The following is a 24,004-nucleotide window of genomic DNA, read 5'->3' as shown; positions in this document are numbered from 1 at the left end:
CGCCGCGACCCAGGCCGCGCCCGCGATCCGCACCGAGGCACCCGCTCCGGTCGCCCCCATCGCTCAGGCTCCGGTCGCGCACGTCCCCGTCGCGGCCACGCCGCAGGCCGAGCCGGCCCCGGTCATGCGCGACGACGTCGTGCTGACCCAGGCCGCGCCGCGCGCCGCCGCGGCCTTCGTGCCGCCGCCGGCCGCCGCTCCGCTGCAGCCCGAGCTGCCGCAGCACCATGCCGGCCCGTTCGTGCCGCCGCGGCCCGCCGCGCCGGCCTCGGCCCCGCTCGCCCGCGCCCCGCGCATGCCGCAGATCCACGAGCTGCCGCAGATCGCCCAGAACCAGATCATGGCCAACCGCAGCGAGCAGCCTGCGGCGGAACCGGTCGACGCCAAGCGCACCTCGCTGCTGCGCCGCCTCGCCACCGTCGGCTTCGGCGGCCGCCGCGAGGAGGAGCCGGCCCCGCGGGCTGCCGCACCCCAGCATCAGCCCCAGGCCCCGATACCGACGGCGCCCCGCGTCCAGGCCCCGCAGGGCCATCATGCCCCGCAGGCCCAGGCCCCCGCCTATCGTGCGCCCCAGGGCAACCTCGACGCGCAGGGCCGCACGACGCCCCCGGCGCGGATGATGGACGACGATCACCTGGAGATCCCGGCCTTCCTGCGCCGCCAAGCGAACTGACGAGGCGAGCTGATCCAGCGCGGTCCCGCCCCAGCGGGATCCGCGCATCCACAGGCACCGACGCGGCGCCCGCTGCCCCAGAGGGTCGGCGGGCGCCCGCATGTCCGGCGGTGATGCATCCGCGTCACATTCGGGCAATCGATTTCAACCGTTGTTAACCAAGCCTTAACTGCTTGTCCGATCAGGTACTTTTCTGAATTGCGGCAGAAGCGTGACTGTAACAGACGGTAAGAATCCGTGATTTGGCCGGGCATTCCGGCGTGGCTATAGAAAAATCCGGAACGACGAACGGGCCGCGTCGGCGACAGCCGGAAGCGAACCCAGGGGCACCAAGCAGCGGACGGATCGAACGATCACGGGCCCTTCGCGCGAGGCGGAGGATCCGGCGGCGGGTCACGGCCGAGGGCTCAGGAATGCGAACGAACCAACAGACGACACTCAAGGGACCGGTGACGCTCAACGGCGTCGGTGTCCACTCCGGCAACCCTGCCGAGATCACCCTTCGGCCAGCCCCAGCCAACCACGGTATCGCCTTCCTTCGCACCGGCATGCCCTCGGGCAACGACCGGCTCATCAAAGCGCACCACGCCTGCGTCTCCGCCACCGAGCTCTGCACCGTCATCGGCGACGTCGAGTCGGGCGCGGTCGCCACCATCGAGCACCTGATGTCCGCCCTGTTCGGTCTGGGCGTGGACAACGCCCTGGTCGAGATCGACGGGCCCGAGATGCCGATCCTCGACGGCAGCGCGCTTCCCTTCGTCAAGGCGATCGATCAGGTCGGCGTTACCGGCTGCGGCGCGCCGCGCCGCTGGATCAAGGTGCTGCGCCCCGTCCGCATCGAGAACGGCAAGGCCTTCGCCGAGCTCCGCCCGATCGACCGGGGCTTCCGCCTCGATGTCGAGATCGATTTCGAGAATCCCGTCATCGGCCGCAGCCGCAAGGCGATGGATCTCAGCCCCGCCACCTACCGCCGGGAGATCGCGGGTGCGCGCACCTTCGGCATGATGAAGGACGTGCAGCGCTACTGGAAGGCCGGCTTCGCGCTCGGCGCCTCCCTGGAGAACACGGTGGCGGTCGGCGAGACCGACGTCGTGAACCCGGAAGGGCTGCGCTTCCCCGACGAGTTCGTCCGTCACAAGATCCTCGACGCCGTGGGCGACCTCGCGCTCGCCGGCCTGCCGATCCAGGGCGCCTACCGCTCCTATTGCGGCGGCCACCGCATGAATGTTGGCGTGCTCGACGCCCTCTTCGCCGACCGCGCCAACTACGCCATCGTCGAAGCGGCCGGCACCCGCCGCGAGACTGCGCTCGCCGAATTCGGCGTCGGCCTCGGCCTTGCCGCCTTCGCGGGCGACCTCTGATCTCCTAACAGACCGTTGCCGGCAGGCCACAGACGCGCGCCGATCGCGCAAGATTCTGTCCTGCCGCTTTCGCGCCCGAATCGAAGGTCACGGTGAATCGTCCGTGATGGATTCTCCTCCCAGGCTTGCCCGCCAAGCCCGGATGGTCGAGACCGGCTCGGCACTGATCGTGTGAAGGCTGGACGGTCCGCATCGAAGACGGGCCGCGCCTGTTCGGGGAAAGTATCGCAGATGCGCCTCACCACTCGGAACCGCGGCAGGGCGAAGGCCGTGCTCGTGACCGTCCCCGTGGTCCTCCTGGGCCTCGGCCTTGGCGGCTGCGACTTCGATCCGACCGGTCTCTTCGCCGAGAAGTACAAGCCTGAGGTCATCCAGGACACGCCGGCCGACAAGCTCTACAGCGAAGGCCTGGCGAAGCTCGAGGACAGCGACTACGAGGGTGCGGTCAAGAAGTTCGACGCGCTCGACAAGCAGTATTCCTACTCCGACTGGTCCAGGAAGGCGCTGCTGATGACGGCCTTCTCGAACTACCAGGGCGCGAAGTACGACGACGCGATCAGCGCCTCGAAGCGCTACCTGCAGCGCCACCCGGCGAGCAAGGACGCGGCCTACGCCCAGTATCTGATGGCGATGTCGCACTACAAGCAGATCCCGGACGTGACCCGCGACCAGGACCGCTCCGAGAAGGCGCTTGCCGCGCTTCAGGAGCTGGTGCAGCGCTATCCGACCTCGGAATACGCGACCGACGCCAAGGCCAAGATCCAGATCACCCGCGACCAGCTCGCCGGCAAGGAGATGGATGTCGGCCGCTACTATCTGGAGAAGCGCAACTTCCCGGCGGCGATCAACCGCTTCCGCGACGTGGTGGCCAAGTACCAGACCACCCGCCACGCCGAAGAGGCCCTGATGCGCCTGACCGAGGCCTACATGGCGCTCGGCATCACGGGCGAGGCCCAGAACTCGGCGGCCGTGCTCGGCCACAACTTCCCGGACAGTTCCTGGTACAAGGACGCGCACGCGCTGCTGTCCAGCGGCGGCCTGGAGCCGCGCGAGGAGAAATCCTCGTTCCTCAGCAAGATCTACAGCTCCGTGATGGGCCGCAAGACCGCTTCGGCGGAGTAGCACGCCCCCTTCTCGGAAGGCGCTGCGACGGCCGGCCGGTTCAGGCCGGCCGTTTTGGTTTGAGCAGCCGGCGCACACTCCAGGCGAGGCTGCGCGCGCGCGCCGCTATTTCCCGCCGCGTCGAGTTGAGGCCCCGGACGGTCTCCGGTGCCGGCGTCTCCGCGATGCGCTCGGCGACCCGGATATAGGCCTCGATCACCCGGACGAGACCGAACACGCCGCCGTCAGCTGGCCGCGTCCAGAAACCGTGAGTCGGATCCTCCGGCACCAGAATCTCCCTTCGGAAGTCCAACTCGGGAACGCGGATCCGCAGGAGTGGGGCCGGCCGGCCATAGAGCTGGCGCGGCGCGAAGTCGACCTCCGGTCGCTCTGTCACCAGCAGGAGGACCCGGAAGTGCCGGAGGTCCTGCGAGAGGATGCGCACGTCGATGCCGTCCGGGATCCGCGCCGTGCGGAAGCGCAGGCTGAAGCGCGGGTTGCGCAGGCCGAAACGGAGGTTCGGTAAGTCGGCCTGCACGCCGCGCCCGCGCCGCACCACCTGGCTCGCCACGCGCCGGGCCAGCGCCGTTCCCTCTGGGTCCGCCTCTTCCGCGGCGGGTTCGAGTGGGCTGCCGATCCGCGCAGTGAGTTCGGCCTCGCTCAAGGAGGCCCAATCTTCCAGGGTGGTGGCCACCTCAGGCGGGAGGCACGCGGGACGCTTGCGGATGAAGAGATGGTCGCCTGCACGGGCGGCTGAGAAGTCTTCCGCCCGGAAGGTCATGTCGGGCTTGCCCGAGATGTGCGGCCAAGCCACGAAGGTGGTCTCGCGCGGCTCGATCCGGCCGGCCCGCCCGCCATCGGCGGCGAGCAGCGTCTGGAGCATGTTCTCGTCCGGGTGGACCGCCGCCCGGAGACGCGCGGCCTCGGGTGCCGTGCGGGCAGCGCAGGCCAGATAGGCGCAGGCCTGCCGCGACAGGACGTACCAGTTGCTGCCGTGCCGGAGGCGCCCGAGGAAGTCCGCATCGGGCGCGACCGGCACGATTCCGAAGCTGCCGATGCCGGGCAGCTCGCGGTAATCCATGCTGAAGCGGTGGGCGATGTCGGCCTGCGGGCCGGGACCCATCGCGGCGAAGGGGGTCATGTCGACGTAGGACACGCCCGGCTCCAGCACCGCCCCAAGCTCCGCCTCGTCTCGCAGGCGGCAATGCTGCTCGCTGAGAACCACGAGATGCGACCAGTCGGGCCCGGTCGCCAGGGCGCGGTCGATCGCCTCCAGGGTTGTAGCGACCTGCGAGTAGCCGGCCCAGGCGTAGTGCCGGCTCGGCAGCACCGTGACGTTCGGGAAGGCGGCCTCCAGGCGCCGCACCGTCTCGTGCAGGGCGGCAGGGGCCTTCGCGTCCACGTGGTAGAGCAGCAGGTGCTCCGGCCGGTGGAGCGACCGGAACTGGTCGCGGACGTTGGCGACGGAGGCGTGGCAGGTGATGAAATAGGCCGTCATGGTTTCGTCCGGCGTCGCGGATCCGGCGCGCCGAGGAGGGAAGCCCGGCCGCCAGCCTTCTAGCGACAGGTCTCGGGCTCGGTCCATCCGCGCCGGGAGGGCGTCGATTTTTCCGCGTGAAGTCCGGCGCGCTTCCGTCTAGATCACGCGCGAGGCACAGCCCGATAGGGACACCCCGCAGGGGACAGAAGGGGAACCGGACAGACGCATGCTCGCGCAGCTTGCGATCCGCGACATCGTTCTGATCGACAAGCTCGAGCTGAACTTTCGCGACGGACTGAGCGTCCTCACCGGCGAGACGGGTGCGGGCAAGTCGATCCTGCTCGACGCCTTCGCCCTGGCGTTGGGCGGTCGCGGCGACGGACGGCTCGTGCGCCACGGTGAGAGCCAGGGCGCCGTCACGGCGGTGTTCGATGTCGGGCTCGACCACCCGGCCCGCCGAATCGCGGCCGAGGCCGAGATCGATACCGAGGGCGACCTGATCCTGCGCCGCACGCAGATGGCGGACGGGCGCACCCGCGCCTTCGTCAACGACCAGCCGGTGGGCGTGCAGGTGCTGCGAGCGATCGGCGCGGCCCTGGTGGAGATCCACGGTCAGCACGACGATCGGGCCCTGTCGGACGCCGCGACGCATCGGGCGATCCTCGACGCCTTCGGGGGGCTCCAGGGACCGCTCGCCGCGGTGGCGGAGGCGGCCAAGCGCGTGCGCGGCGCGCGGGCGAGTCTGGAGAGCCACCGCGCCCGCGTCGAGGCGGCCCGCAAGGAGGTCGACTTCCTGCGCCACGCCGTCGAGGAGTTGGCGGAACTCGACCCGAAGCCCGGCGAGGAGGCCCATCTCGCCGAGCGCCGCACGGTGATGCAGCAGAATGAGAAGGTCGCCCGCGACCTCAACGAGGCGCTGGAGGCGGTCGGCGGCTCGCATTCGGGAGTGCCGCACCTCTCCGCCGCGATCCGCAAGCTGGAACGCCGCGCGGCCCAGCTGCCGGCGCTGGTCGATCCCTGCATCGCGGCGATCGACGCGGCGCTGAACGCGCTCGACGAGGCGCGCGCGGTGCTCGACGCGGCGGTCGCCGAGACCGAGTTCGATCCGCGCGAGCTGGAGCGGGTGGAGGAGCGCCTGTTCGCGCTGCGGGCGGCCTCCCGCAAGTACAACGTGCCCGCCGACGATCTCGCGGCTCTGCGCGAGCGCTATGTCGCGGACGTCGCGGCGATCGATGCGGGCGAGGAGGCTCTGGCGGGGTTGGAGCAGGCGCTCTCGGACGCCGACGCGCTCTATGTGAAGGCCGCCGAAAAACTTTCGGCCGGCCGGCGTCGGGCCGCCAAGCAGCTCGACGCGGCGGTGAAGGCGGAGCTGCCGCCGCTGAAGCTGGAGCGCGCGCGCTTCATCACCGAGATCACCTCGGACCCTGAGGCGCGCGACCCGGCCGGCACCGAGCGGGTCGAGTTCTGGGCGCAGACCAACCCGGGCACGCGTCCAGGCCCGATGATGAAGGTGGCCTCCGGCGGCGAGTTGTCCCGCTTCATGCTCGCCCTCAAGGTGGTGCTGGCCGACAAGGGCTCTGCCCCGACGCTGATCTTCGACGAGATCGACACGGGCGTCGGCGGCGCGGTGGCCGATGCGATCGGCGCCCGCCTCGCCCGGCTCTCCGCCACCGTGCAGGTGATCTGCGTCACCCACGCGCCCCAGGTCGCCGCACGGGCGCAGACCCACTTCCTGATCGCCAAGGCGCCCGTGAAGGGAAGCGACCGCGTCTCGACCCGCGTCACCACCCTGCCCACCGAGGCGCGCCGCGAGGAGATCGCCCGCATGCTGGCGGGCGCGAGCGTGACCGACGAGGCGCGCGCCGCCGCCGTGAGCCTCCTCCAGGCGGCGAACGGCTAGCGGCAGCGGAGGTCTTTCCGCGCCAAGCGGCGCAGATGCAACACGCCGCAGGATATCGGCGGCTGGCGCAACCGATCCCGGCGCACCGAGTCGTACTTAACGCGAGGTCAAGGTTTACCGATCATTAAGCGTGTTTACCGATCCTCGACGAACAGCCGTCGGCCTGGCGGCGATACCGGGCGTTGCGTCTCTCGGGAGAGATCAGGATGAGCCGAGCCGCGATCGAAACCAAACTTGACGGTGCCGCCCAGCTCTGCGAGGCCGCAGATGGTGCGCAGAGCGTCGACACGCTGCATCTCGGCGCAACGCTCCGCTCGCTCTACGAGGGAAGCGTCGACAAACAGCCGATCCCCGACACGCAGATCGACCTGATCCTGCGCCTGCGCAGCAAGGAGCGGGCGCTGCGGTGCGCCAACTGAACGCCGTCTCCGGCGCTACCAGCGCCGGGCGCCGGGGCCCCGCTTGTACTCGGCGGCGCGGATCATCGTCATCACGCGGTCGAGGCTTGCGAGCAGCGCGGCCTCCTCGTCACGGGCGCTATCGACGTCTCCCGGATCGCTGCTGAAGCGTTGGCGGGCCTGCGTGAGCGCGAGTGCGCGCTCGAGGCGCTCGCGCTCCTCGTGCAGCGCCAGAAAGGCGCCATCTTCGGCGTCAGGTCGGTCGGGCAGAACGGCGCCCACGGCAGTCGAACTCCGGTCCTAGGGCGGCGCCCACGGCGCCCCAATCGGTAGGAGAACGCACGACCGCCCCGAAGCGTGCCAATTGTGAGTTACGCCCACGCGCGGAATGCTTGGCGGGGCCGGTGTCATCTGCCTGTCACGTGCGTGTCATACCGCCGCATCCGCCGGGCCATATGCGCAGAGGCGGCCGGGAAATCCGGTCGACCGCTGCACGGCGGGGGATCCGGAAACGCCCCGAGCCACATGTACCTGGCGGCCAGAATTCGGCGGCAACGGAGATTCACGTGAAGCCTTTCACCTACGCGCTCGCCCTCGGGCTGGCCACGGCCCAGCTCGTCCTGCCGGCCAGCGCCGCCGATATCACCGGCGCCGGCGCCACTTTCCCGTTCCCGGTCTACTCAAAGTGGGCCGAGACCTACCGCAAGGAGACCGGCAACGGTCTGAACTATCAGTCGATCGGCTCCGGCGGCGGCATCAAGCAGATCCAGGCCAAGACGGTCGATTTCGGGGCCACCGACGCGCCCCTGAAGGGCCCGGCGCTGGAGAAGGACGGCCTCATCCAGTTCCCCACCGTGATGGGCGGCGTCGTCACCGTGGTGAACATCGCGGGCTTGGAGCCCGGCAAGCTCAAGCTCACCGGCGAGATCGTGGCCGACATCTACGCCGGCAAGATCACCAAGTGGTCGGACCCGAAGATCGCCGCGCTCAACGAGGGCCTGAAGCTGCCCGACGCGACGATCACCCCGGTCTACCGCTCGGACGCGTCCGGCACGACCAACATCTTCACCACCTACCTCTCCCAGGTCTCCGAGAGCTGGAAGAAGGAGTACGGGGCGGCCACGACCGTGTCCTGGCCGGCCGGCCAGGGTGGCAAGGGCAACGAGGGCGTGACCGCCACCGTCAAGCAGGTGCCGAACGCCATCGGCTACGTCGAGTCGGCCTACGCCAAGCAGAACAAGCTCAGCCACACGCTGATCCAGAACAAGGCCGGCAAGTTCCCGCAGCCCGACGATAAGTCGTTCCAGGCCGCCGCCGCGAGTGCCGACTGGAAGGCCCAGCCCGGCTTCGGGATCTCACTGACCAACCAGGCCGGCGACGCGGCGTGGCCGATCACCGCCGCGACCTTCATCCTCGTCCACAAGGACGCGGCCGACGCGGCGAAGTCCGCCGAGGTGCTGAAGTTCTTCAACTGGGCCTACAAGAACGGGGACGCCATGGCCTCCGAACTCGACTACGTGCCGCTGCCGGACAACGTGGTCGCCCAGATCCACGAGGAGTGGAAGCAGGTGAAGGGCAAGGACGGCAAGCCCGTCCTCGGCAGCATGTAAGCCGACACCTCCGCGAGAGAGCCCTGCGAAGGACCGGGACGGCCTCGTCGTCCCGGTCCGACTTCCGGCTACCGCCCGGTTCGAGTCCGGGTGCCGGCATCTTCCCCGGACCGGGGAGCGATGCGTGACGTGCAGCCGATGGTCCGCCCTCGCGCCGGTCGCCTCCGCGCGCTAAACGCCCAACCCGGTGAAGAGAACCGCGGATGACCACCTTGACCGATCAGATCGCGCTGGCCGACACACGCAGCGTCGCGCGCCGCCAGGGCCCGAGCCGGGGCGGTGATGCCGTCTTCCGCGGCGCCGCCTACGCCTCCGCCCTGCTGGTGCTGCTGGTGCTCGCCGGCATCCTGGGCTCGATCCTCTACGGCGGCTGGCCCGCCTTCCGGGAATTCGGCTTCGGCTTCCTCACCTCCAGCGCGTGGAACATCGGCACCGAGCAGTACGGCGCGCTCGTCGCGGTGATCGGCACCCTGGCCTCGGCGCTTCTCGCCCTCGTCATCGGCGTGCCGATCTCGCTCGGCATCGCGATCTACCTGACACAGCTCTGCCCCGGCTGGGCCAGGAAGCCCGTCGGCATGACGATCGAGCTGCTGGCGGCGGTGCCCAGCATCATCTACGGCATGTGGGGCCTGTTCATCTTCGCGCCTCTCTTCGCCCGCTTCGTGCAGGTGCCGGTCTCGAACCTCGTCGAGGGGATGCCGGTCGTCGGCACGCTGTTCTACGCCCGCGTCCCCTCGGGCGTCGGCATCCTCACCGCCGGCATCATCCTGGCGATCATGATCGTGCCCTTCGTGGCCTCGATCGCCCGTGACATGCTGGACCAGATCCCGACCATCCTGCGCGAGAGCGCCTACGGCATCGGCTGCACCACCTGGGAGGTCGTGCGCCACGTGCTGATCCCGCAGGCCTCGGTCTCGATCATCGGCGCGATCATGCTGGGCCTCGGCCGGGCGCTCGGCGAGACGATGGCGGTGACCTTCGTGATCGGCAACGCCAACCGGCTCTCCGCCTCGATCTTCGATCCGGGCTCGACCATCGCGTCCCGCATCGCCAACGAGTTCAACGAGGCGGACGGCATGCAGCTCAACGCTCTGATGGCACTCGGCTGCATCCTCTTCCTCATCACCTTCATCGTTCTCATCATCGCCCGCCTGCTGACGCGGCGCGCCAAGGTCGCCTGAGGAGGCAAGCTGTGGACGCCGCCAACACTCTCGCCGCGCCGCCCGCCGGTACGGTTCCGCCCGCCAAACGGCCGAGCCGCGTGCGCGCCTCGCGCCGCACCGCGGACCGAAGCTTGCGCATCGCCTGCACCCTTGCGACGCTCCTCGGCGCGATCGTGCTCGGCTCGATCCTGATGATGCTGATCGTCGAGGGCGTGAAGGGCCTGTCGCCGACGCTCCTGACCCAGCCGACACCGGGCCCCGGCAGCGAGGGCGGCGGCATTGCCAACGCGATCCTCGGCAGCCTCGTGATGACGGTGATCGGCATCCTGATTGCGACGCCGATCGGCGTGATGGCCGGCACCTACCTGGCAGAGTACGGCCGGGCCTCGAAGCTCGCCGACGTGATCCGCTTCCTCAACGACATCCTGCTCTCGGCGCCCTCGATCCTGATCGGCCTGTTCGTCTACACCCTGATGGTGCGGCCGATGGGGACCTATTCGGGCTGGGCCGGCGCCGTGGCGCTCGCGATCATCGCCACGCCCGTCATCGTGCGCACCACCGAGGACATGATGCGCCTCGTGCCCGGCACGCTGCGCGAGGCCGGCGCGGCACTCGGCGCGCCTCCGTCGGTCGTGATCCGCAGCGTGACGTGGCGGGCAGCATCCGCCGGTATCGTCACGGGCATCATCCTGGCGCTCGCCCGCATCGCCGGCGAGACCGCGCCGCTCCTCTTCACCGCGCTCAACAACAACAGCTGGTTCAACGCCAACCTGATGGGTGGCGTCGCGAACCTGCCGGTGATGATCTACCAGTTCGCCCTCTCGCCCTATCCCAACTGGCAGCAGCTCGCCTGGGCCGGCGCGCTCCTCATCACCGTGACCATCCTGGCCCTGTCGGTGATCGCCCGCGTGGTGATCAAGCCGCAGCGCGCCCGCTGAGACGCCGAGTTCGAAGGACGCTTCCCCATGAGCAACGCCGCAGCGATCGCCGCAAAAGGTGCCGTGACCCAGCCCGCCGCCCGCGCCGGGGCGAATGCGGGCGCCCCGGTCCGGATCGCCGTGAAGGACCTGAACTTCTACTACGGCCAGTTCCACGGCCTGAAGAACATCAACCTGAACTTCCACGACCGGCAGGTGACCGCGCTGATCGGCCCTTCGGGCTGCGGTAAGTCCACCCTGCTGCGCACCTTCAACCGGATCTACAGCCTCTATCCGGAGCAGCGCGCGGAGGGGCAGATCCTGCTCGACGGGGAGAACATTCTCGATCCGAAGATCGACCTGAACGAGCTGCGCTCGCGCGTCGGCATGGTGTTCCAGAAGCCGACCCCCTTCCCGATGTCGATCTACGACAACGTCGCCTTCGGCATGCGGCTCTATGAGAAGCTGCCGAAATCCGAGCTCGACGCCCGCGTCGAGTCGGCGCTCCGCAAGGCGGCGCTCTGGGACGAGGTGAAGGACAAGCTCAGGCAGTCCGGCATGGGTCTGTCCGGCGGCCAGCAGCAGCGCCTCTGCATCGCCCGCACGGTGGCGCAGCGCCCGGAGGTGATCCTGTTCGACGAGCCGACCTCGGCCCTCGACCCGATCTCGACCGGCCGCATCGAGGAGCTGATCGAGCAGCTGCGCGACGAGTTCACCATCGCCATCGTCACGCACAACATGCAGCAGGCGGCCCGCATCTCGCAGTTCACGGCCTTCATGTATCTGGGCGAGCTCATCGAGTTCGGTCAGACCAACCGCATCTTCATGAACCCGGAGAAGCGGCAGACGCAGGACTACATCACCGGCCGCTTCGGCTGAGCCCTCGCGCCGCATCGTCCACCCGTCCCGAGGACCCCGTCATGCCCGGTCATATCGTCACCTCCTACGACACCGAGCTGGAAGATCTGCGCCGCTCCATCTCCGAGATGGGCGGCATCGCCGAGAAGATGATGACGGAGGCGACGGACGCGCTCGTGCGCCGCGACTCCACGCTCGCGCAGAGCGTGATCGTGGCCGACAAGCGCCTCGACGCGCTCCAGCACGAGATCGAGGAGCGGTCGGTCCTGCTTATCGCCAAGCGCCAGCCTCTGGCCATTGACCTGCGCGAGACCATCTCGGCGATCCGCGTCTCGGGTGATCTCGAGCGGATCGGGGATCTCGCCAAGAACGTCGCCAAGCGCGTGGTGGCGATCAGCGACCAGGCGGTCGGCCAGAAGATCATCCTGGGTGTGCAGCATATGAGCGACCTCGCCGAGGGGCAGCTCAAGGACGTGCTCGACGCCTACGGCAGCCGCGACGTGAAGGCCGCGCAGGACGTCTGGGAGCGCGACGGCGAGATCGACGCGCTCTACAACTCGCTGTTCCGCGAGCTCCTGACCTACATGATGGAGGATCCGCGCAACATCTCGTTCTGCACGCACCTCCTGTTCTGCGCCAAGAATGTCGAGCGCATCGGCGATCACACCACCAACATCGCCGAGACCATCCAGTACCTCGCCACCGGCGAGACGCCGACCGGCGACCGCCCGAAGAACGACGCTTCGAACTACGCCACCGTCACGCCCGGGCAGGGCTAGGCCCGCCGCGTATCCAGAGTCCACCACGCATGCGTACGCGAATCCTGATCGTCGAGGACGAGGAGGCGCTGACCACGCTCCTGCGCTACAACCTCGAGGCCGAAGGCTTCGAGGTCGACGCGGCGGCGCGCGGCGATGAGGCCGAGTTGAAGCTCGCCGAGCAGCAGCCCGACCTGATCCTGCTCGACTGGATGCTGCCCGGCCTCTCGGGAATCGAGCTGTGCCGGCGCGTCCGAGCACGGCGCGAGACCGAGCGCCTGCCGATCATCATGCTCACCGCCCGGGGCGAGGAGGGCGACCGCATCCGCGGCCTCGGCACGGGCGCGGACGACTACATCGTCAAGCCGTTCTCGGTGCCGGAGCTGCTGGCCCGGGTGCGCGCGCTGCTGCGCCGGGCCAAGCCCGCCCACGTGGCGGATCTCCTGGCGGCGGGCGACATCGAGCTCGACCGGGTCAGCCACCGCATCCGCCGCAGCGGGCACGAGATCCATCTGGGACCGACCGAGTTCAAGCTGCTCGAGTTCCTGATGCAGAGCCCCGGCCGGGTCTTCTCGAGGGAGCAGCTCCTCGACGGGGTCTGGGGCCACGACGTCTACATCGACGAGCGCACGGTGGACGTCCATGTTGGGCGCCTGCGCAAGGCCCTCAACCGCCCGCGCCAGCCCGACCCGATCCGCACCGTGCGGGGCTCGGGCTACGCCTTCGACGAGACGTTCTCCGCCGAGGCGTGAGGGCGGGCGCTGCGTCAGCGCGCCCGCGACTCCCGCTGTACGCTTCCCCCGCCGGTCTCGACCCGATCGAGCCAGCCGAGCACCCCGCCCTCGGTCAGGATCTGCGGCAGCACGTGCGGCTCGGCTCTGCCGCTGTAGAGCAGGTAGAGGGGCACGCCGCTGCGGCCGTGCCGTTCCAGCAGGCGGGTGATCTCGGGGTTCTGGTTGGTCCAGTCGCCCTTCAGATAAGCCACGCCCCGGGCGCGCATCGCGGCGCGGACCGCCTCGGTCGAGAGCGCGATGCGCTCGTTGACTTGGCAGGTGATGCACCACGCCGCCGTCATGTTCACGAAGACCGGCCGGCCCTCGGCCAGCAGCGTGTCGAGGCGGGCCTGCGAGAAGGGCTCGACGCCCTCCGCCCGCAGCTCGGCCGCCGGGGTCGCGCGGTCCTGGCCCAGCGTCAGGCCGATCGCCGCCGCGCCGATCACCGCCAGCACGCCGAGGCCGCGGGCGGCACGGGCCAAGGGCGCCGTGCTGTCGCGGCCGCGCTCCCAGGCCCAGGCAGCGAAGCCGACGAGGACGAGGCCGAGCAGGGCCGCCAGAAGACCCTGCGGCCCGACCTGCTGGGCCAGAACCCAGATGAGCCAGGCCACCGTAGCGTAGACCGGGAAGGCGAGCGCCTGCTTCAGCACATCCATCCAGGCGCCCGGCCGCGGCAGCAGCCGCAGCGCGGCCGGCCACAGGGTGAGCAGCAGGAAGGGCAGGGCGAGGCCGAGGCCGAGGCACGCGAAGACCAGGAGGGCGGCCGGCGCCGACTGGGTCAGCGCGAAGCCGACCGCCGTGCCCATGAAGGGCGCCGTGCAGGGCGTGGCCACCACGGTCGCCAGCACGCCGGTGAAGAACGAGCCCTCGAGCCCCGCCCGCCGGGTCAGGCGATCGCCGATCCCGGCGACGCGGCCGCCGAGATGTACCACCCCCGAGAGGCTGAGCCCCATCGCCAGCAGCAGGTAAGCGAGCACCGCCACGAAGACCGGCGATTGCAGCTGGAAGCCCCAGCCGAGCCCGGCGCCCCCGCTCTTCAGGACGATCAGCAGGCCGGCGAGCAGGAGGAAGCTCGCGAGCACGCCCGCCGTGTAGGCGAGCCCGTGCAGGCGCACGCGCTCCGGCCGCTCGCCCGCGTGCTTCACCAGACCCAGCACCTTGATCGACAGGACCGGGAAGACGCAGGGCATGAGGTTGAGGACGAGGCCGCCGAGGAAGGCGAGCAGCGCGGCGGCGAGGAGCGTCGGCGCCTCCTCGGGCGAGAGCGCGGGCGCGGCCGGGGGAGTGCTCGCGGGGATCTGGCTCGGCGGGGGCGGGGCCGCCTCCTCGCCGATCGCCAGCGCCCGGCGCACCGGGCCGCTGCCCGTATCCTGCTCGATCGTCAGCACGCCCGGCAGCGTTGCGGGGGCGGGCTCGGCCGGATTGGCGCGGGAGAGGGTGAGGTGGATCCCGCTCGCATCGACGGTCAGCGCCTGCTCGGCGGCGTTGTCGAGGGCGGTCTCCGCGTAGGGAAAGAAGGCGGCCTTGCCGAAGGTCTCGGGGCGCAGGCCCGCGGCGTCGAGGCTCAGCACGAGCCGGTCGCCCTCGCGCGACAGCCGCGCCGGCCAGGGGGAGGGGACCGGGAGGGCCTCGCGGGCACGGGCGAAGAGGTCGTGGGCTCCCGGATCGGGGGCGGCCTCCCGCGTCACCGGCAGCGTGAGGGCGAGGTCGGCGGCGCCCGGTACGCACTCGGTCTCGCAGACGAGGTAGCTGAGCTTGGCGGCGAGCCGCACCGGGCTCGCCGGATCGAGGCTCGGCGGTGGGGTCACGGGGACGAGCAGCACCGCCTCGCCCTCGTAGCCATAGTTCATCAGCGTCGCGACCGGGATCCGCTCCGGCGCCGGCCAGCGGATCGGCCCGGCCGAGAAGCCCGCCGGCAGGGTCCAGATCACCTCCGGCGGCAGGCCGGAATCGCCGGGATTGCGCCAGTAGACGTGCCAGCCGGGCTTCAGCGCCATGCGGACGGCGACCCAGAAGGTCTCGCCGGCCCGCACGCCCGCGGGCTCGGCCACGAGGCTCGCCCGGACGAGGTCCTTCGGCGCCTTCACCTGGGCGAGAGCGGGCGACGCGATCAGGAGGACGAGGAGGGCGAGGAGCCGGATCATGCGGTCGTCTCTAGCATGGGCGGCGCGCCCGCGGGCGGCCCCGCGTCGTCGCGGTCAGGCAGGGGGCGCGACAGGGCGCGCCAGCGGCGCCGTTGCCCGGTCGAGCCAGGCGCGGGTCGCCTCGTCGAGGTCCGGGGAGAGCGCCTCGCCGACGCGCGCGTGGTAGGCGTCGATCCAGGCGATCTCGGCGGCGTCGAGCAGCGCGGTGTCGATCAGGCTTCTGTCGTAAGGCACGAGGGTCAGCGTCTCGAAGCCGAGCATCGGCCGCTCGCCGCCATCGATCTCGCGCGGCTCGACAAGGACGAGATTCTCGATCCGGATGCCGTAGGCCCCCGCCCGGTAATAGCCCGGCTCGTTCGAGAGGATCATGCCGGCCTCCAGCGCCACGGTGCCGGTCTTGGCGATGCGCTGCGGGCCCTCGTGCACCGACAGGAAGCTGCCGACGCCGTGGCCCGTGCCGTGGTCGAAATCGAGCCCGGCCTGCCAGAGCGGAAGCCGCGCCAGCGCGTCGATCTGCGCGCCGGTCGTGCCTTTCGGGTAGACCGCGCGGCTGATCGCGATGTGGCCCTTGAGCACGCGGGTGAAACGGTCGCGCATCTCGGGGGATGGCTCGCCCACCGCCACAGTGCGGGTGATGTCGGTGGTGCCGTCCGGGTATTGCGCGCCCGAATCGATCAGGAACAGCTCGCCCGGCTCCACCGCCCGGTCGCTCGCCCGTGTCACCCGGTAGTGCACGATGGCACCGTTCGGGCCAGAGCCCGAGATCGTCGGGAAGGAGACGTCGCGGAGTTCACCCCCGGCCGCGCGAAAATCCTCCAGCGCCTCGACGGCGGCGATCTCGGTGAGGCCGCCCTGCGCCGCCCTGGTATCGAGCCAAGCGAGGAAGCGCACCACGCTCGCCCCGTCGCGGCGGTGCGCCGCGCGGGTGCCCGCGATTTCGGTCGGGTTCTTCACCGCCTTCATGGCGGTCACGGGATCGCGCCCGACGTCGGCCGTGCCGCCGGCGGCCTCGATGCGGGTGCGGAGCGCCGCGGCGGCGGTGGCCGCGTCGAGGCGTACCCGCAGCGAGCCGAGACCCGCCAGCGCGTCATCGAAAGCCTCGCGCGGCTCGATTGCGGCGAGAGGCGCCAGAGCGTCGCGCAACTCGGGCGCGACATGGCGCGAGGTCAGGAACAGGCGCGCCGCTCCCTCCCGCGGCACGATGGCGTAGCCGAGCGCCAGGGGGGTGTGGCCGACATCCGAGCCGCGCAGGTTGAAGGTCCAGGCGAGATTGTGAGGATCGGAAATCACGAGGGCGTCGCAGCGTGCGTCCTCCAGCTCCCTCCGGATGCGGCCGAGCTTGGTCGCCGCCTGCTCGCCCGCATGAACGATCGGGTGGGGCACCACCGGTCCGGCCGGCGGCTTCGGCCGGCCGGCCCAGGCGAGGTCGACGGGGTTCTGCGACAGGGCCTTCAGGGTCGCGCCGGCCTTCTCGGCGGCGCGCTCCAGGCGGGCGACGCCGTCGGGCGTGTGCAGCCAGGGGTCATAGCCCAGCACCGCACCGGCCTTCAGGTTCTGGCCGATCCAGGCCTCGGCCGTCTGCTCGGCGAGGGGCACCACCGTGACGGTCGCGGTATCGACCTGCTCGGGCGCCTGCAGGGTGTAGCGGCCGTCCACCACGAGGCCGACCTGATCGGCGAGCACGACCGCGGTGCCGGCCGAGCCGGTGAAGCCGGTGAGCCAGGCGAGCCGCTCGGCGTTGGCCGGCACGTACTCGGATTGGTGCTCGTCGGCGCGCGGCACCACGAAACCGTCCACGCCCGCCTCGCGCAGGGCGGCGCGGACGGCCGCGACCCGTTCAGGGCCCTTGCGGTGGCTCGGATCGTCGAAGGTCTGGAAACGGCGGCGCTCGCTCATGCGCCCAGTATGGCCGCCGGGGCCGGGGCCGCGCCAGCCCCCGTCACGCGCTGTCAGACGCGATCCGTCGGCAGATCGGGCGCGCGGTCGAGCGGGGCGCCGTCGAAGCCTTCCAGCCAAGCGCGGCGCTCGGGCGAGTCCACCGGGTAGGGGCAGGCATCCTTCGGGCGCCCGTGGGCCCGGGCCCGGGCGCCTTCCTGGGCGGGATCGGACAGGGAGGGAGGCCGCTCGCTCATACGGGGAGAATGCGCGCGGACGGGCGCGGTTTCAGAGGGCGGTGGACATCAGCGCGGACGCGGCGCCGCACCGCCGCGGCGGAGCACCAGGGCGACCCAGCCCTCGATCACGCCCTTGCGGACGAGGTGGAAGCCGCGGTGGCGGTAGGTCGAGAGGACGCCCGACACGTCGCGCTCGATCAGCCCGGAAAGGATCAGCGCACCGTCGTCGGCGACCACGGAGGTCAGGCTCGGGGCGAGCCGCTTCAGCGGACGGGCCAGGATGTTGGCGAAGACGATGTCGAAACGGCGCGGCCGGTTCGCGAGCGCGTGCTGTACGCCACCGCCCTGATAGAGCCGCAGGTAAGGCCCGAGTCCGTTGAGGCGGGCGTTGGCGCGCGCCGTGATCACCGCCTCGCGGTCGAGGTCGCCGGCGACGACCGTGCCGTGGAGCGCCTTCGCTGCCGCGAAGGCCAGAATGCCGGTGCCGGTGCCCACATCGAGGACGTGGGCCGGGCGGCCCTTCTTCAGTTCGCCCACCAGCGCGCGCAGGCAACCGAGCGTGGTCCCGTGATGGCCGGTGCCGAAGGCCAGAGCCGCCTCGATCTCGATGGCGAGGTCGTTCGGCCGAACCGAATCCCGGTCGTGCGAGCCGTGAACGAGGAAGCGGCCGGCCCGAACCGGCTTCAGGCCTTCCAGGGAGGCGCGCACCCAGTCCTGCTGATCGATACTGCGGAATTCGGCCGCGTCCGCCCCGTCGCCGACGACCGGGCGGATCAGCTCGCGGATGTAGTCCTCGTCGGGCTCGTCGGCGAAGTAGGCCTCAAGCCGCCAAGTCACCCCGTCCTCGGCCTCGAAGGCCGCGACCGCGGTCTCGGTCGGGTCGAACATCTCGCCGAGCAGGTCCGTCATCATGCGCGCCGAGCGCTCGTCGGTCATCAGGCGCAGGATGTGCGTCGGACGGTGGGGCGGAAGGCCTTCGATCATGGGCCCGCCTCTACCACCCGGTGCGGCCCCTTGCCACTCTCGGCCGCTCTCCGCCACCCTTTCGCAACTGCCGTTCGATTCCTGCCGACGTTTGCCTGATGCGACGGCACAACGGTCACATGATGATCGTAAGTGCTGCGGAACCGGGCAGGGACTGCGGCGTTGCTCGTGGCTTTCTCCGAGTCGCTTCGACCGTCGAGGGTGGGTGCAAGCGTGACCAAGACCAGACGATCCGTCCAGCGCGGGCCGGTTGTCCTCAACGACAATACGAACCCGTCACAGGCCCGACGCCATCAGGCCGCACGGACCGCTTCGAACATCATGGACACCCTGGACGGGCCTCTCCCGGGCACGCTGCTGGTGCAGCTGAGCCGCCTGCACCGGTCCGAGCACGCGCGCCTCGCCGCGGCGGAGGCGGGTCCGGCCAAGATCCCCAACGGACCGCGGGAGGGCTGAGCCCCCTCACGCGTAGGCGTAGGGCCCTCCGCGACGCAGGGCCCGCTGATAGGCCGGCCGCGCGTGGATGCGCGCGAGCCAGTCCAGAACCCGCGGGCCGGCGCCCGTACCGCGGGACGCGAAGGCCTCGAGGGGGAAGCTCATCTGGATATCGGCGGCGCTGAAGCAGTCGCCGCAGAACCAGGGCGAGCGCGCCAGCTCCGCCTCCCAGTAAGCCGCGTGGCGTTTCAGATCCGGGTCGATGAAGCCGGCCTGCACCTTGGCGGCGACGGCGCGCACGATCGGGCGGACCAACGCCGGGCTTCCGGGTGCCAAGCGCGAGAAGATCAGCTTGAGCAGGAGCGGCGGCATGGCCGATCCCTCGGCGTAGTGCAGCCAGTAGGTGTAGCGCCGATGCTCGGCCTCACCCGTCGGCACCAGCGCGCCGCAGCCGCGCCCGGTGAGATAGTCCACGATCGCCCCGGTCTCGGCGATCACCGCGTCGCCGTCCACGAGGACCGGCGACTTGCCGAGCGGGTGGATCGCTGCGAGTTCCGGGGGTGCCCGCATGGTCTTCGGGTCGCGCGCGTAGCGCTCCACCGCGTAGTCGAGGCCGAGTTCCTCCAGGAGCCAGAGAACCCGCTGCGAGCGGCTGTTCTCTAGGTGATGGACGGTGATCATCGGGCCTCGTCGAGGAAGGCGCGCATCAGCGTATGGGCGATCGCCATGGGCGGGGGCGCGAAAAGGTTCTCGGGGTGGCGCCGCTCCAGCATCGCGCGCACGCCCTCCCGGTCGAACCAGCGCGCGTCGGCGAGTTCGGCCGGATCGGTCACGATCGCCTCGTCGAGCCCCTCGGCGATGCAGCCGATCATCAGCGAGGAGGGGAAGGGCCAGGGCTGCGAGGCGTGGTAGCGCACGTCGGCGACGCGCACCCGGGTCTCCTCGTAGACCTCTCGGGCGACGGCGGCCTCGATCGTCTCGCCGGGCTCCAGAAAGCCGGCGAGACAGGAATACATCCCCTCCTTGAAGTGGGCGCCCCGTCCGAGCAGGCAGGTGTCGCCGCGCCGGACCAGCATGATCACGACGGGATCGGTGCGGGGGAAGTGATGCGCGCCGCAGGATTGGCAGGCACGGCGGAAGCCGCCGGCCTCGACCACGGTCGGCGCACCGCAATTGGCGCAGAAGCCGTGACGGGCGTGCCAGTCGAGCATCGACTTGGCGGTGGCGAGGAGCCCCAGTTCCTCGGGCTCGACCGTGCCCTCGGTGGCGATGCTGCGCAGGTCGAGCACCGCGAGGCCGCGCGCCTCCAGGGCCGGCACAGCATCGGCATCCAGGCGTCCCGCGAAGACCGGGGCGCCGTCGAGGGTGCCGAGGAAGATCCGGGCTGTGGGCGCGCTCCCCTCCAGCGCGGCGGGATCGAGGACGGCGCTGCCTTCCCGAAGCAGCAACCGGTCGCCGGCGAGCACGACGAGGCGCGCGGCCGGCGAGAAGTCCGGCACCGCGCTCTCCGGCTGCTCGGAAGAGTGGCGCAGGAGACGGCTGCGGGCGAAGCCCAGCGTGGCGAACGGGTCCGTCATCGGCTCACGCGGCCGCGAACAGGGCGCCGGCGCGCTCGAGAAGCTGCGCCCGGGCATGGGCGGGATAGGGGCTGCGCTCACCGTGGCCCCAGACCGGGCCGGGCCAGGCGGGGTCCGAGCGGAAACGGCCGACGACGTGGACGTGCATCTGCGCCACCACGTTGCCGAGCGCCGCGACGTTGACCTTGTCGGGCTTGGCGAGCGCCTGCATCACGCCGACCGCGATGCGGACCTCCTGCCAGAGCGTCGCCGCATCCTCCAGTGCGAGGTCCGTGAGCTCGCTCACCTCGGGCCGGCGCGGCACCAAGATCAGCCAGGGGAAGCGGGCGTCGTCCATCAGCAGGACCCGGGCGAGGGGCAGGTCGCCGACCGGAACGGTGTCGGCGGCGAGGCGCGGGTCGAGCGCGAAGGCGTCTGTCATGGACGGGTCAGTCATGGAGGAAGTGTAGGGCACGGAGCGGGGCAAGGCGAAGCCCCGCGCGTTTCGGCCAGCCCGTGGGCGGGCGCGGCCTAAAGCGCCGGCCGCACGCCCTGGCGGCCGACCACGATCGTGTCGGCGTTGACGACGCCGCTCGCGTCGGTGCGCGTGAAGACGACCACATGGGCGCCTCGCACGAGGAGCGCCTTCTCGCCGGGGGCGATTCGCGTCGCCGCCGTCGCGGCCGGCAGGGCGAACTGTGCTTCCCCGCCCGCGTGGCCCAGGCGCACCCGCACCGGATCGCGGCCGTCGCGCGCGATGATCCATCCCGCGGTCAGCGTCGCGCCAGGCTTCGTGTCCCAGGGCTGACGACCGGCCTCGAAGCCGCGTTCCGACGGCGAGTAGATCACGACCCCGTCCGCGTCGTCGCCCGGCGCCGAGAGCACGCTGATGTAGCTCTCGGGCTTGATGTCGCGCACGTTGCCGCGGTCGGCGATCATGATGCGCGTCTTCGGGTTCAGGACGGTGGTGACCGTCCCGCCCGTGTAGGGGCGCAGCACGAGGGTGTCGTTGGTGCGCGCTTCCACGGTTCCGCGCAGGCGGGCGAGCGGGTTGTCCGCCGCGGCCGGCCCCAGGAGGAGGGGCGAGAGGGCGGTGAGGAAACCGGCGACGAGGCCGGCGAGAAGGTGTCGCATCGAGTCAGGCACTCCCGGTGGCGCTGCCGCAACGTGGCTGTGCCGTCCCGGTTCCCAGGGCGTGGAAGGGCACGATGGCCCCTCAATGGGCCATCAGCACCGGCAGATCCGCATGGGCCAGGAGATGGCTGGTGGGGCCGCCGAAGATCATCTGACGCAGGCGGCTCTGGGTGTAGGCCCCCTTGATCAGCAGGTCGCAGCCGAAATCCCTGGCCTCGGCCAGGAAGGTCTCGCCCGGCGTGCGCCGACCGGCCGGCAGGGCCTTGTGGCCCGCCGCGATCCCCTCGCAGGCCAGCGCTCGGGCGAGATCCTCCGCGCTCGGGCCCGGCACCGTGCCGCCCTCGACGCTGAGCACGAGAATGCGCTCGGCCGCGCGCAGGAACGGCATGGCGAAGGCGACCGCCCGCGCGGTCTCGGTCGAGCCGTTCCAGGCGATCACGATGGCGCGGCCGAGCTCGGCCGGTGCGGTCGGCGGCGCGAGCAGGATCGGGCGCCCGCCCTCGAACAGGGCGGTCTCGAAGGTCGCCATGCTGGGTGAGGTGTCCTGGGAGCCCGGGCGGCCCACCACCGTCATCGAGAACAGGCGGGCGTACTGACCGAGGAAGCCGTCGCCCGCCGGCACGTCCTGGCGCCAGCGGTAGCGGGGGCCGGCGCCGGCCACGTTTTCCGGCACGCAGAGCCCGTCGCGGGCGTGGCGGGGAATGCCGGCCCGGTCCATGAAGGCGATGAAGCGCCCGCCCGCCTCCTCGGCCTCGGCCCGGTCGGCCTCCTCGTCCCTGAGCCAGGTCATGCCGCCGACCATGTCGACGGGCACGTACTCGGCCAGGGCCGGGCGCAACGACACGCCCTCGATCAGGCTGCCGAAGCGCTGCGCCACGAGGCGCGTGGTCTCGAAGACGGACGGCAGCGCGTCGTGCAGCGCCACGGGTACGAGCAGGGTCTTCATGGCCGGATCCTTGCGCCCACGCGTTCGGGCGGAGGCTAGTTCGGTTCCGCTTCGCGGGGAACAGAGGCCGCACGCCCGCGCACAAGGTTCGGGAGACGGTCGGCTCTCCCGCCGCCCGGATCGAGGCGGGCGCGAAGCGCGCGGGTCGCCGGCCGCTCGATCAGCCGATAGGTCAGGACGGCCGCCGCGACGCTGGCGGTCAGCATCAGGGTGCCGACGCCCCAGTTGCCGAGCGGCCCGGCGAGGCCGGAGCGAACCAGCCCCTCGCGGACGCCGCGCAGGCAGAAGGGGTGGACGAGGTAGAGCGCGTAGGAGGCGTCGCCGAGCCGGGAGAGCGGCACCACCCAGAGAGGGGAGGAGCGCGGCGACGGCTTCCCGAGCGCGAGCGCGGCGACGAGGCAGGCCGCCGGAAGGCCGGCGAGGAGGGGGCGCCCGAGCCCCGCGACCTCGGCGCTGCCGATGAGGGCGAGACCGGCGATACCGCCCAGGGCCAAGGCGGCCCGCACGGGCGCGCCGAGCCGGAAGCCCGCCGCCCGCACGAGGCCGATGGCGGCGCCGAACAGGAACTCGAGCACGATCGGATCCGACCAGAACCGGAGGGGTGCGGATTCGGGCGCGGCCAGGCGTCCGAACAGCACGAGCCCTGCCAGGGCGGCGCCGGTCCAGGCGACGGTCGCGCGCCGTCCCCTCCCCAGGCACAGCGCGAAGACGGCGTAGAACAGCATCTCGTAGTTCAGCGTCCAGCCGAGGCCGTAGAGGGGCTGCAGGCTTCCGTCCGGCCGGGCGGCCGGCCAGAACAGGAACGAGGCGGCGAGATAGGCCGGGTCGCCCGCCGCGGCCCCGGCATCGCCGAGGCTGCGCGGCAGGACCAGCGCGACGGCCAGGTAGGCCAGGGTCACCAGCCAGTAGAGCGGGACCACCCGGGCGACCCGGTGCGCCAGGAAGCGGCGGCGGCCGCCGGGGCCGTCGTAGGCCGGGCCGGTCGCGTGGACGATGATGAAGCCGGAGATCACGAAGAACACGTCAACGCCCGCCCAGCCGGGCAGGCGCGCCAGCCCGTCGGCACCGAGGCCGAGCGCCGCCAATTCATGCTGCAGATGGTGCAGGACGACCATCAGGGCCGCGGCCGCGCGCAGGACCTGTATCCCGTCGAGTCTCATCTTAATCCCCAGCGGTTCGCCCTAATCGAGATGAAAATCCTCCGTCCAGGTCAGGAACAAACCCACGGAACCTCCGTTCTAGGCCTGAAGCGAGGCCGTCATTCCTGACGGCCCCAGGCCGCGCCGCGTCGTATAGGCCGGCCATCGCGCAGTTTGTCTTTATTCGAGGTTTGCGATGTTCAAGACGTATGCTGTCGCCTCCGCGCTCGTTGTCGCGGTTTCCGCTCCCGCCATGGCGCAGGGCATGATGGACTACCGGGTCCAGGCCATGCAGGCGAACGCCTTCGAGGTCCAGGCCGGCCAGATGGCGCTGGCCAAGTCCCGCAACCCGCAGATCCGCGCCTATGCCAAGGAGGCGATCCGCGACCACCGCGCCGCGAACGCCGCGCTCATGGGCGGCAACATGAACGGTCCGATGGCCGGTCCGGCCGGCCTGATCGGCGCGCCCCTGGCGGTCGCGGGCGGTGCCGTCGGCGCGGCCACGGGCGCGGCGGCCGGCGTGGTCGGCGGCACGCTCCAGGGCGGCCCGGTGGGCGGCC

The 24,004-nt window shown here is 71.1% G+C and carries 24 protein-coding genes and 1 pseudogene; 13 read left to right on the top strand and 12 right to left on the bottom strand.

The features are described from left to right. The 3 genes and pseudogenes from MFF54_RS25840 to MFF54_RS25830 all read left to right on the top strand — a co-directional run. A pseudogene (locus MFF54_RS25840) lies at window positions 1-673 on the top strand (cell division protein FtsZ); the annotation flags it as partial. 413 nt (window positions 674-1,086) lie between these two features. After that, entirely contained in the window at window positions 1,087-2,034 is a 948-nt protein-coding gene (gene lpxC / locus MFF54_RS25835; RefSeq protein ID WP_238307061.1) for a UDP-3-O-acyl-N-acetylglucosamine deacetylase, read from the top strand. Window positions 2,035-2,265: 231 nt separating this feature from the next. Beyond that, complete coding sequence (locus MFF54_RS25830) at window positions 2,266-3,156, top strand: outer membrane protein assembly factor BamD (RefSeq protein WP_238307060.1); 891 nt, start codon at window positions 2,266-2,268, stop codon at window positions 3,154-3,156. Between the two features lie 40 nt (window positions 3,157-3,196). Here the strand turns inward: MFF54_RS25830 and MFF54_RS25825 are convergent, their stop codons facing one another. Further along, entirely contained in the window at window positions 3,197-4,633 is a 1,437-nt protein-coding gene (locus MFF54_RS25825) for a beta-1,6-N-acetylglucosaminyltransferase (protein WP_238307059.1), read from the bottom strand. 208 nt (window positions 4,634-4,841) lie between these two features. Here MFF54_RS25825 and recN point away from each other — a divergent pair, with 208 nt between their 5' ends. Continuing rightward, window positions 4,842-6,515 carry a DNA repair protein RecN gene (gene recN, locus MFF54_RS25820; protein ID WP_238307058.1) on the top strand — a complete coding sequence of 558 codons (1,674 nt, stop codon included), beginning with the start codon at window positions 4,842-4,844 and terminating at the stop codon, window positions 6,513-6,515. A 206-nt stretch (window positions 6,516-6,721) separates the two neighbouring features. Continuing rightward, entirely contained in the window at window positions 6,722-6,934 is a 213-nt protein-coding gene (locus MFF54_RS25815) for a hypothetical protein (protein WP_238307057.1), read from the top strand. A gap of 15 nt (window positions 6,935-6,949) precedes the next feature. Here MFF54_RS25815 and MFF54_RS25810 read toward each other — a convergent pair whose 3' ends face one another. Beyond that, on the bottom strand, window positions 6,950-7,195 hold the full coding sequence (locus MFF54_RS25810) for a hypothetical protein (protein ID WP_238307056.1): 246 nt from the start codon (window positions 7,193-7,195) through the stop codon (window positions 6,950-6,952). Between the two features lie 284 nt (window positions 7,196-7,479). On the opposite strand from MFF54_RS25810, the gene pstS reads away from it, so the two are divergent. The 6 genes from pstS to phoB all read left to right on the top strand — a co-directional run bounded on the left by pstS (window position 7,480) and on the right by phoB (window position 12,971). Further along, a complete protein-coding gene (gene pstS / locus MFF54_RS25805) occupies window positions 7,480-8,523 on the top strand; it encodes a phosphate ABC transporter substrate-binding protein PstS (protein WP_238307055.1) in 1,044 nt (347 codons plus the stop codon). Window positions 8,524-8,726: 203 nt separating this feature from the next. Continuing rightward, window positions 8,727-9,704 (top strand): phosphate ABC transporter permease subunit PstC, encoded by a 978-nt coding sequence (pstC, locus tag MFF54_RS25800; protein ID WP_238307054.1) that lies wholly within the window; start codon window positions 8,727-8,729, stop codon window positions 9,702-9,704. Window positions 9,705-9,715: 11 nt separating this feature from the next. Then, the gene (gene pstA / locus MFF54_RS25795) at window positions 9,716-10,624 is read left to right on the top strand and encodes a phosphate ABC transporter permease PstA (RefSeq protein WP_238307053.1); all 909 of its coding nucleotides are present in this window, start codon (window positions 9,716-9,718) and stop codon (window positions 10,622-10,624) included. Window positions 10,625-10,651: 27 nt separating this feature from the next. After that, window positions 10,652-11,482: a phosphate ABC transporter ATP-binding protein PstB gene (pstB, locus tag MFF54_RS25790; protein ID WP_370880180.1), complete on the top strand. Its 831-nt coding sequence runs from the start codon at window positions 10,652-10,654 to the stop codon at window positions 11,480-11,482. Window positions 11,483-11,523: 41 nt separating this feature from the next. Beyond that, window positions 11,524-12,240 (top strand): phosphate signaling complex protein PhoU, encoded by a 717-nt coding sequence (gene phoU / locus MFF54_RS25785; RefSeq protein ID WP_238307052.1) that lies wholly within the window; start codon window positions 11,524-11,526, stop codon window positions 12,238-12,240. 29 nt (window positions 12,241-12,269) lie between these two features. Beyond that, on the top strand, window positions 12,270-12,971 hold the full coding sequence (gene phoB / locus MFF54_RS25780; RefSeq protein WP_109952950.1) for a phosphate regulon transcriptional regulator PhoB: 702 nt from the start codon (window positions 12,270-12,272) through the stop codon (window positions 12,969-12,971). A gap of 14 nt (window positions 12,972-12,985) precedes the next feature. Here phoB and MFF54_RS25775 read toward each other — a convergent pair whose 3' ends face one another. From MFF54_RS25775 to MFF54_RS25760, 4 genes are read right to left on the bottom strand one after another with little or no spacing between them, the layout of a single operon-like run. Continuing rightward, window positions 12,986-15,136, bottom strand: coding sequence for a protein-disulfide reductase DsbD family protein (locus tag MFF54_RS25775; RefSeq protein ID WP_238307051.1), 2,151 nt, complete (start codon window positions 15,134-15,136; stop codon window positions 12,986-12,988). A gap of 54 nt (window positions 15,137-15,190) precedes the next feature. Continuing rightward, a complete protein-coding gene (locus MFF54_RS25770; protein WP_238307050.1) occupies window positions 15,191-17,032 on the bottom strand; it encodes an aminopeptidase P family protein in 1,842 nt (613 codons plus the stop codon). Window positions 17,033-17,085: 53 nt separating this feature from the next. Next, entirely contained in the window at window positions 17,086-17,268 is a 183-nt protein-coding gene (locus MFF54_RS25765) for a ribosome modulation factor (protein WP_238307049.1), read from the bottom strand. Between the two features lie 48 nt (window positions 17,269-17,316). Then, a complete protein-coding gene (locus MFF54_RS25760; protein WP_238307048.1) occupies window positions 17,317-18,234 on the bottom strand; it encodes a 50S ribosomal protein L11 methyltransferase in 918 nt (305 codons plus the stop codon). Window positions 18,235-18,555: 321 nt separating this feature from the next. Here MFF54_RS25760 and MFF54_RS27695 point away from each other — a divergent pair, with 321 nt between their 5' ends. Further along, the gene (locus MFF54_RS27695) at window positions 18,556-18,690 is read left to right on the top strand and encodes a hypothetical protein (RefSeq protein ID WP_283206324.1); all 135 of its coding nucleotides are present in this window, start codon (window positions 18,556-18,558) and stop codon (window positions 18,688-18,690) included. Window positions 18,691-18,696: 6 nt separating this feature from the next. Here the strand turns inward: MFF54_RS27695 and MFF54_RS25755 are convergent, their stop codons facing one another. The 6 genes from MFF54_RS25755 to MFF54_RS25730 all read right to left on the bottom strand — a co-directional run bounded on the left by MFF54_RS25755 (window position 18,697) and on the right by MFF54_RS25730 (window position 23,465). After that, a complete protein-coding gene (locus MFF54_RS25755; protein ID WP_238307047.1) occupies window positions 18,697-19,350 on the bottom strand; it encodes a glutathione S-transferase in 654 nt (217 codons plus the stop codon). Beyond that, window positions 19,347-20,246 carry an NAD(+) diphosphatase gene (gene nudC / locus MFF54_RS25750; RefSeq protein ID WP_238307046.1) on the bottom strand — a complete coding sequence of 300 codons (900 nt, stop codon included), beginning with the start codon at window positions 20,244-20,246 and terminating at the stop codon, window positions 19,347-19,349. Before nudC ends, MFF54_RS25755 begins: the two co-directional genes overlap by 4 nt. A gap of 4 nt (window positions 20,247-20,250) precedes the next feature. Further along, complete coding sequence (locus tag MFF54_RS25745) at window positions 20,251-20,667, bottom strand: HIT domain-containing protein (protein ID WP_238307045.1); 417 nt, start codon at window positions 20,665-20,667, stop codon at window positions 20,251-20,253. Window positions 20,668-20,756: 89 nt separating this feature from the next. Continuing rightward, complete coding sequence (locus MFF54_RS25740; RefSeq protein ID WP_238307044.1) at window positions 20,757-21,359, bottom strand: hypothetical protein; 603 nt, start codon at window positions 21,357-21,359, stop codon at window positions 20,757-20,759. An 82-nt stretch (window positions 21,360-21,441) separates the two neighbouring features. After that, window positions 21,442-22,305, bottom strand: coding sequence for a universal stress protein (locus MFF54_RS25735; protein WP_238307043.1), 864 nt, complete (start codon window positions 22,303-22,305; stop codon window positions 21,442-21,444). A gap of 35 nt (window positions 22,306-22,340) precedes the next feature. Next, window positions 22,341-23,465 carry an acyltransferase family protein gene (locus tag MFF54_RS25730; protein WP_238307042.1) on the bottom strand — a complete coding sequence of 375 codons (1,125 nt, stop codon included), beginning with the start codon at window positions 23,463-23,465 and terminating at the stop codon, window positions 22,341-22,343. A gap of 175 nt (window positions 23,466-23,640) precedes the next feature. Between MFF54_RS25730 and MFF54_RS25725 the strand changes: the two genes are divergently transcribed. Continuing rightward, window positions 23,641-24,004 (top strand): DUF4142 domain-containing protein (locus tag MFF54_RS25725; protein ID WP_238307041.1); only part of this gene is annotated, 364 nt, incomplete at its 3' end.

This window comes from Methylobacterium gregans, from assembly GCF_022179245.1.
In the GTDB taxonomy this organism is placed as follows: domain Bacteria; phylum Pseudomonadota; class Alphaproteobacteria; order Rhizobiales; family Beijerinckiaceae; genus Methylobacterium; species Methylobacterium gregans.
Note: the sequence above shows the minus strand (reverse complement) of the source record. Positions and strands in the feature narration are given on the sequence as shown.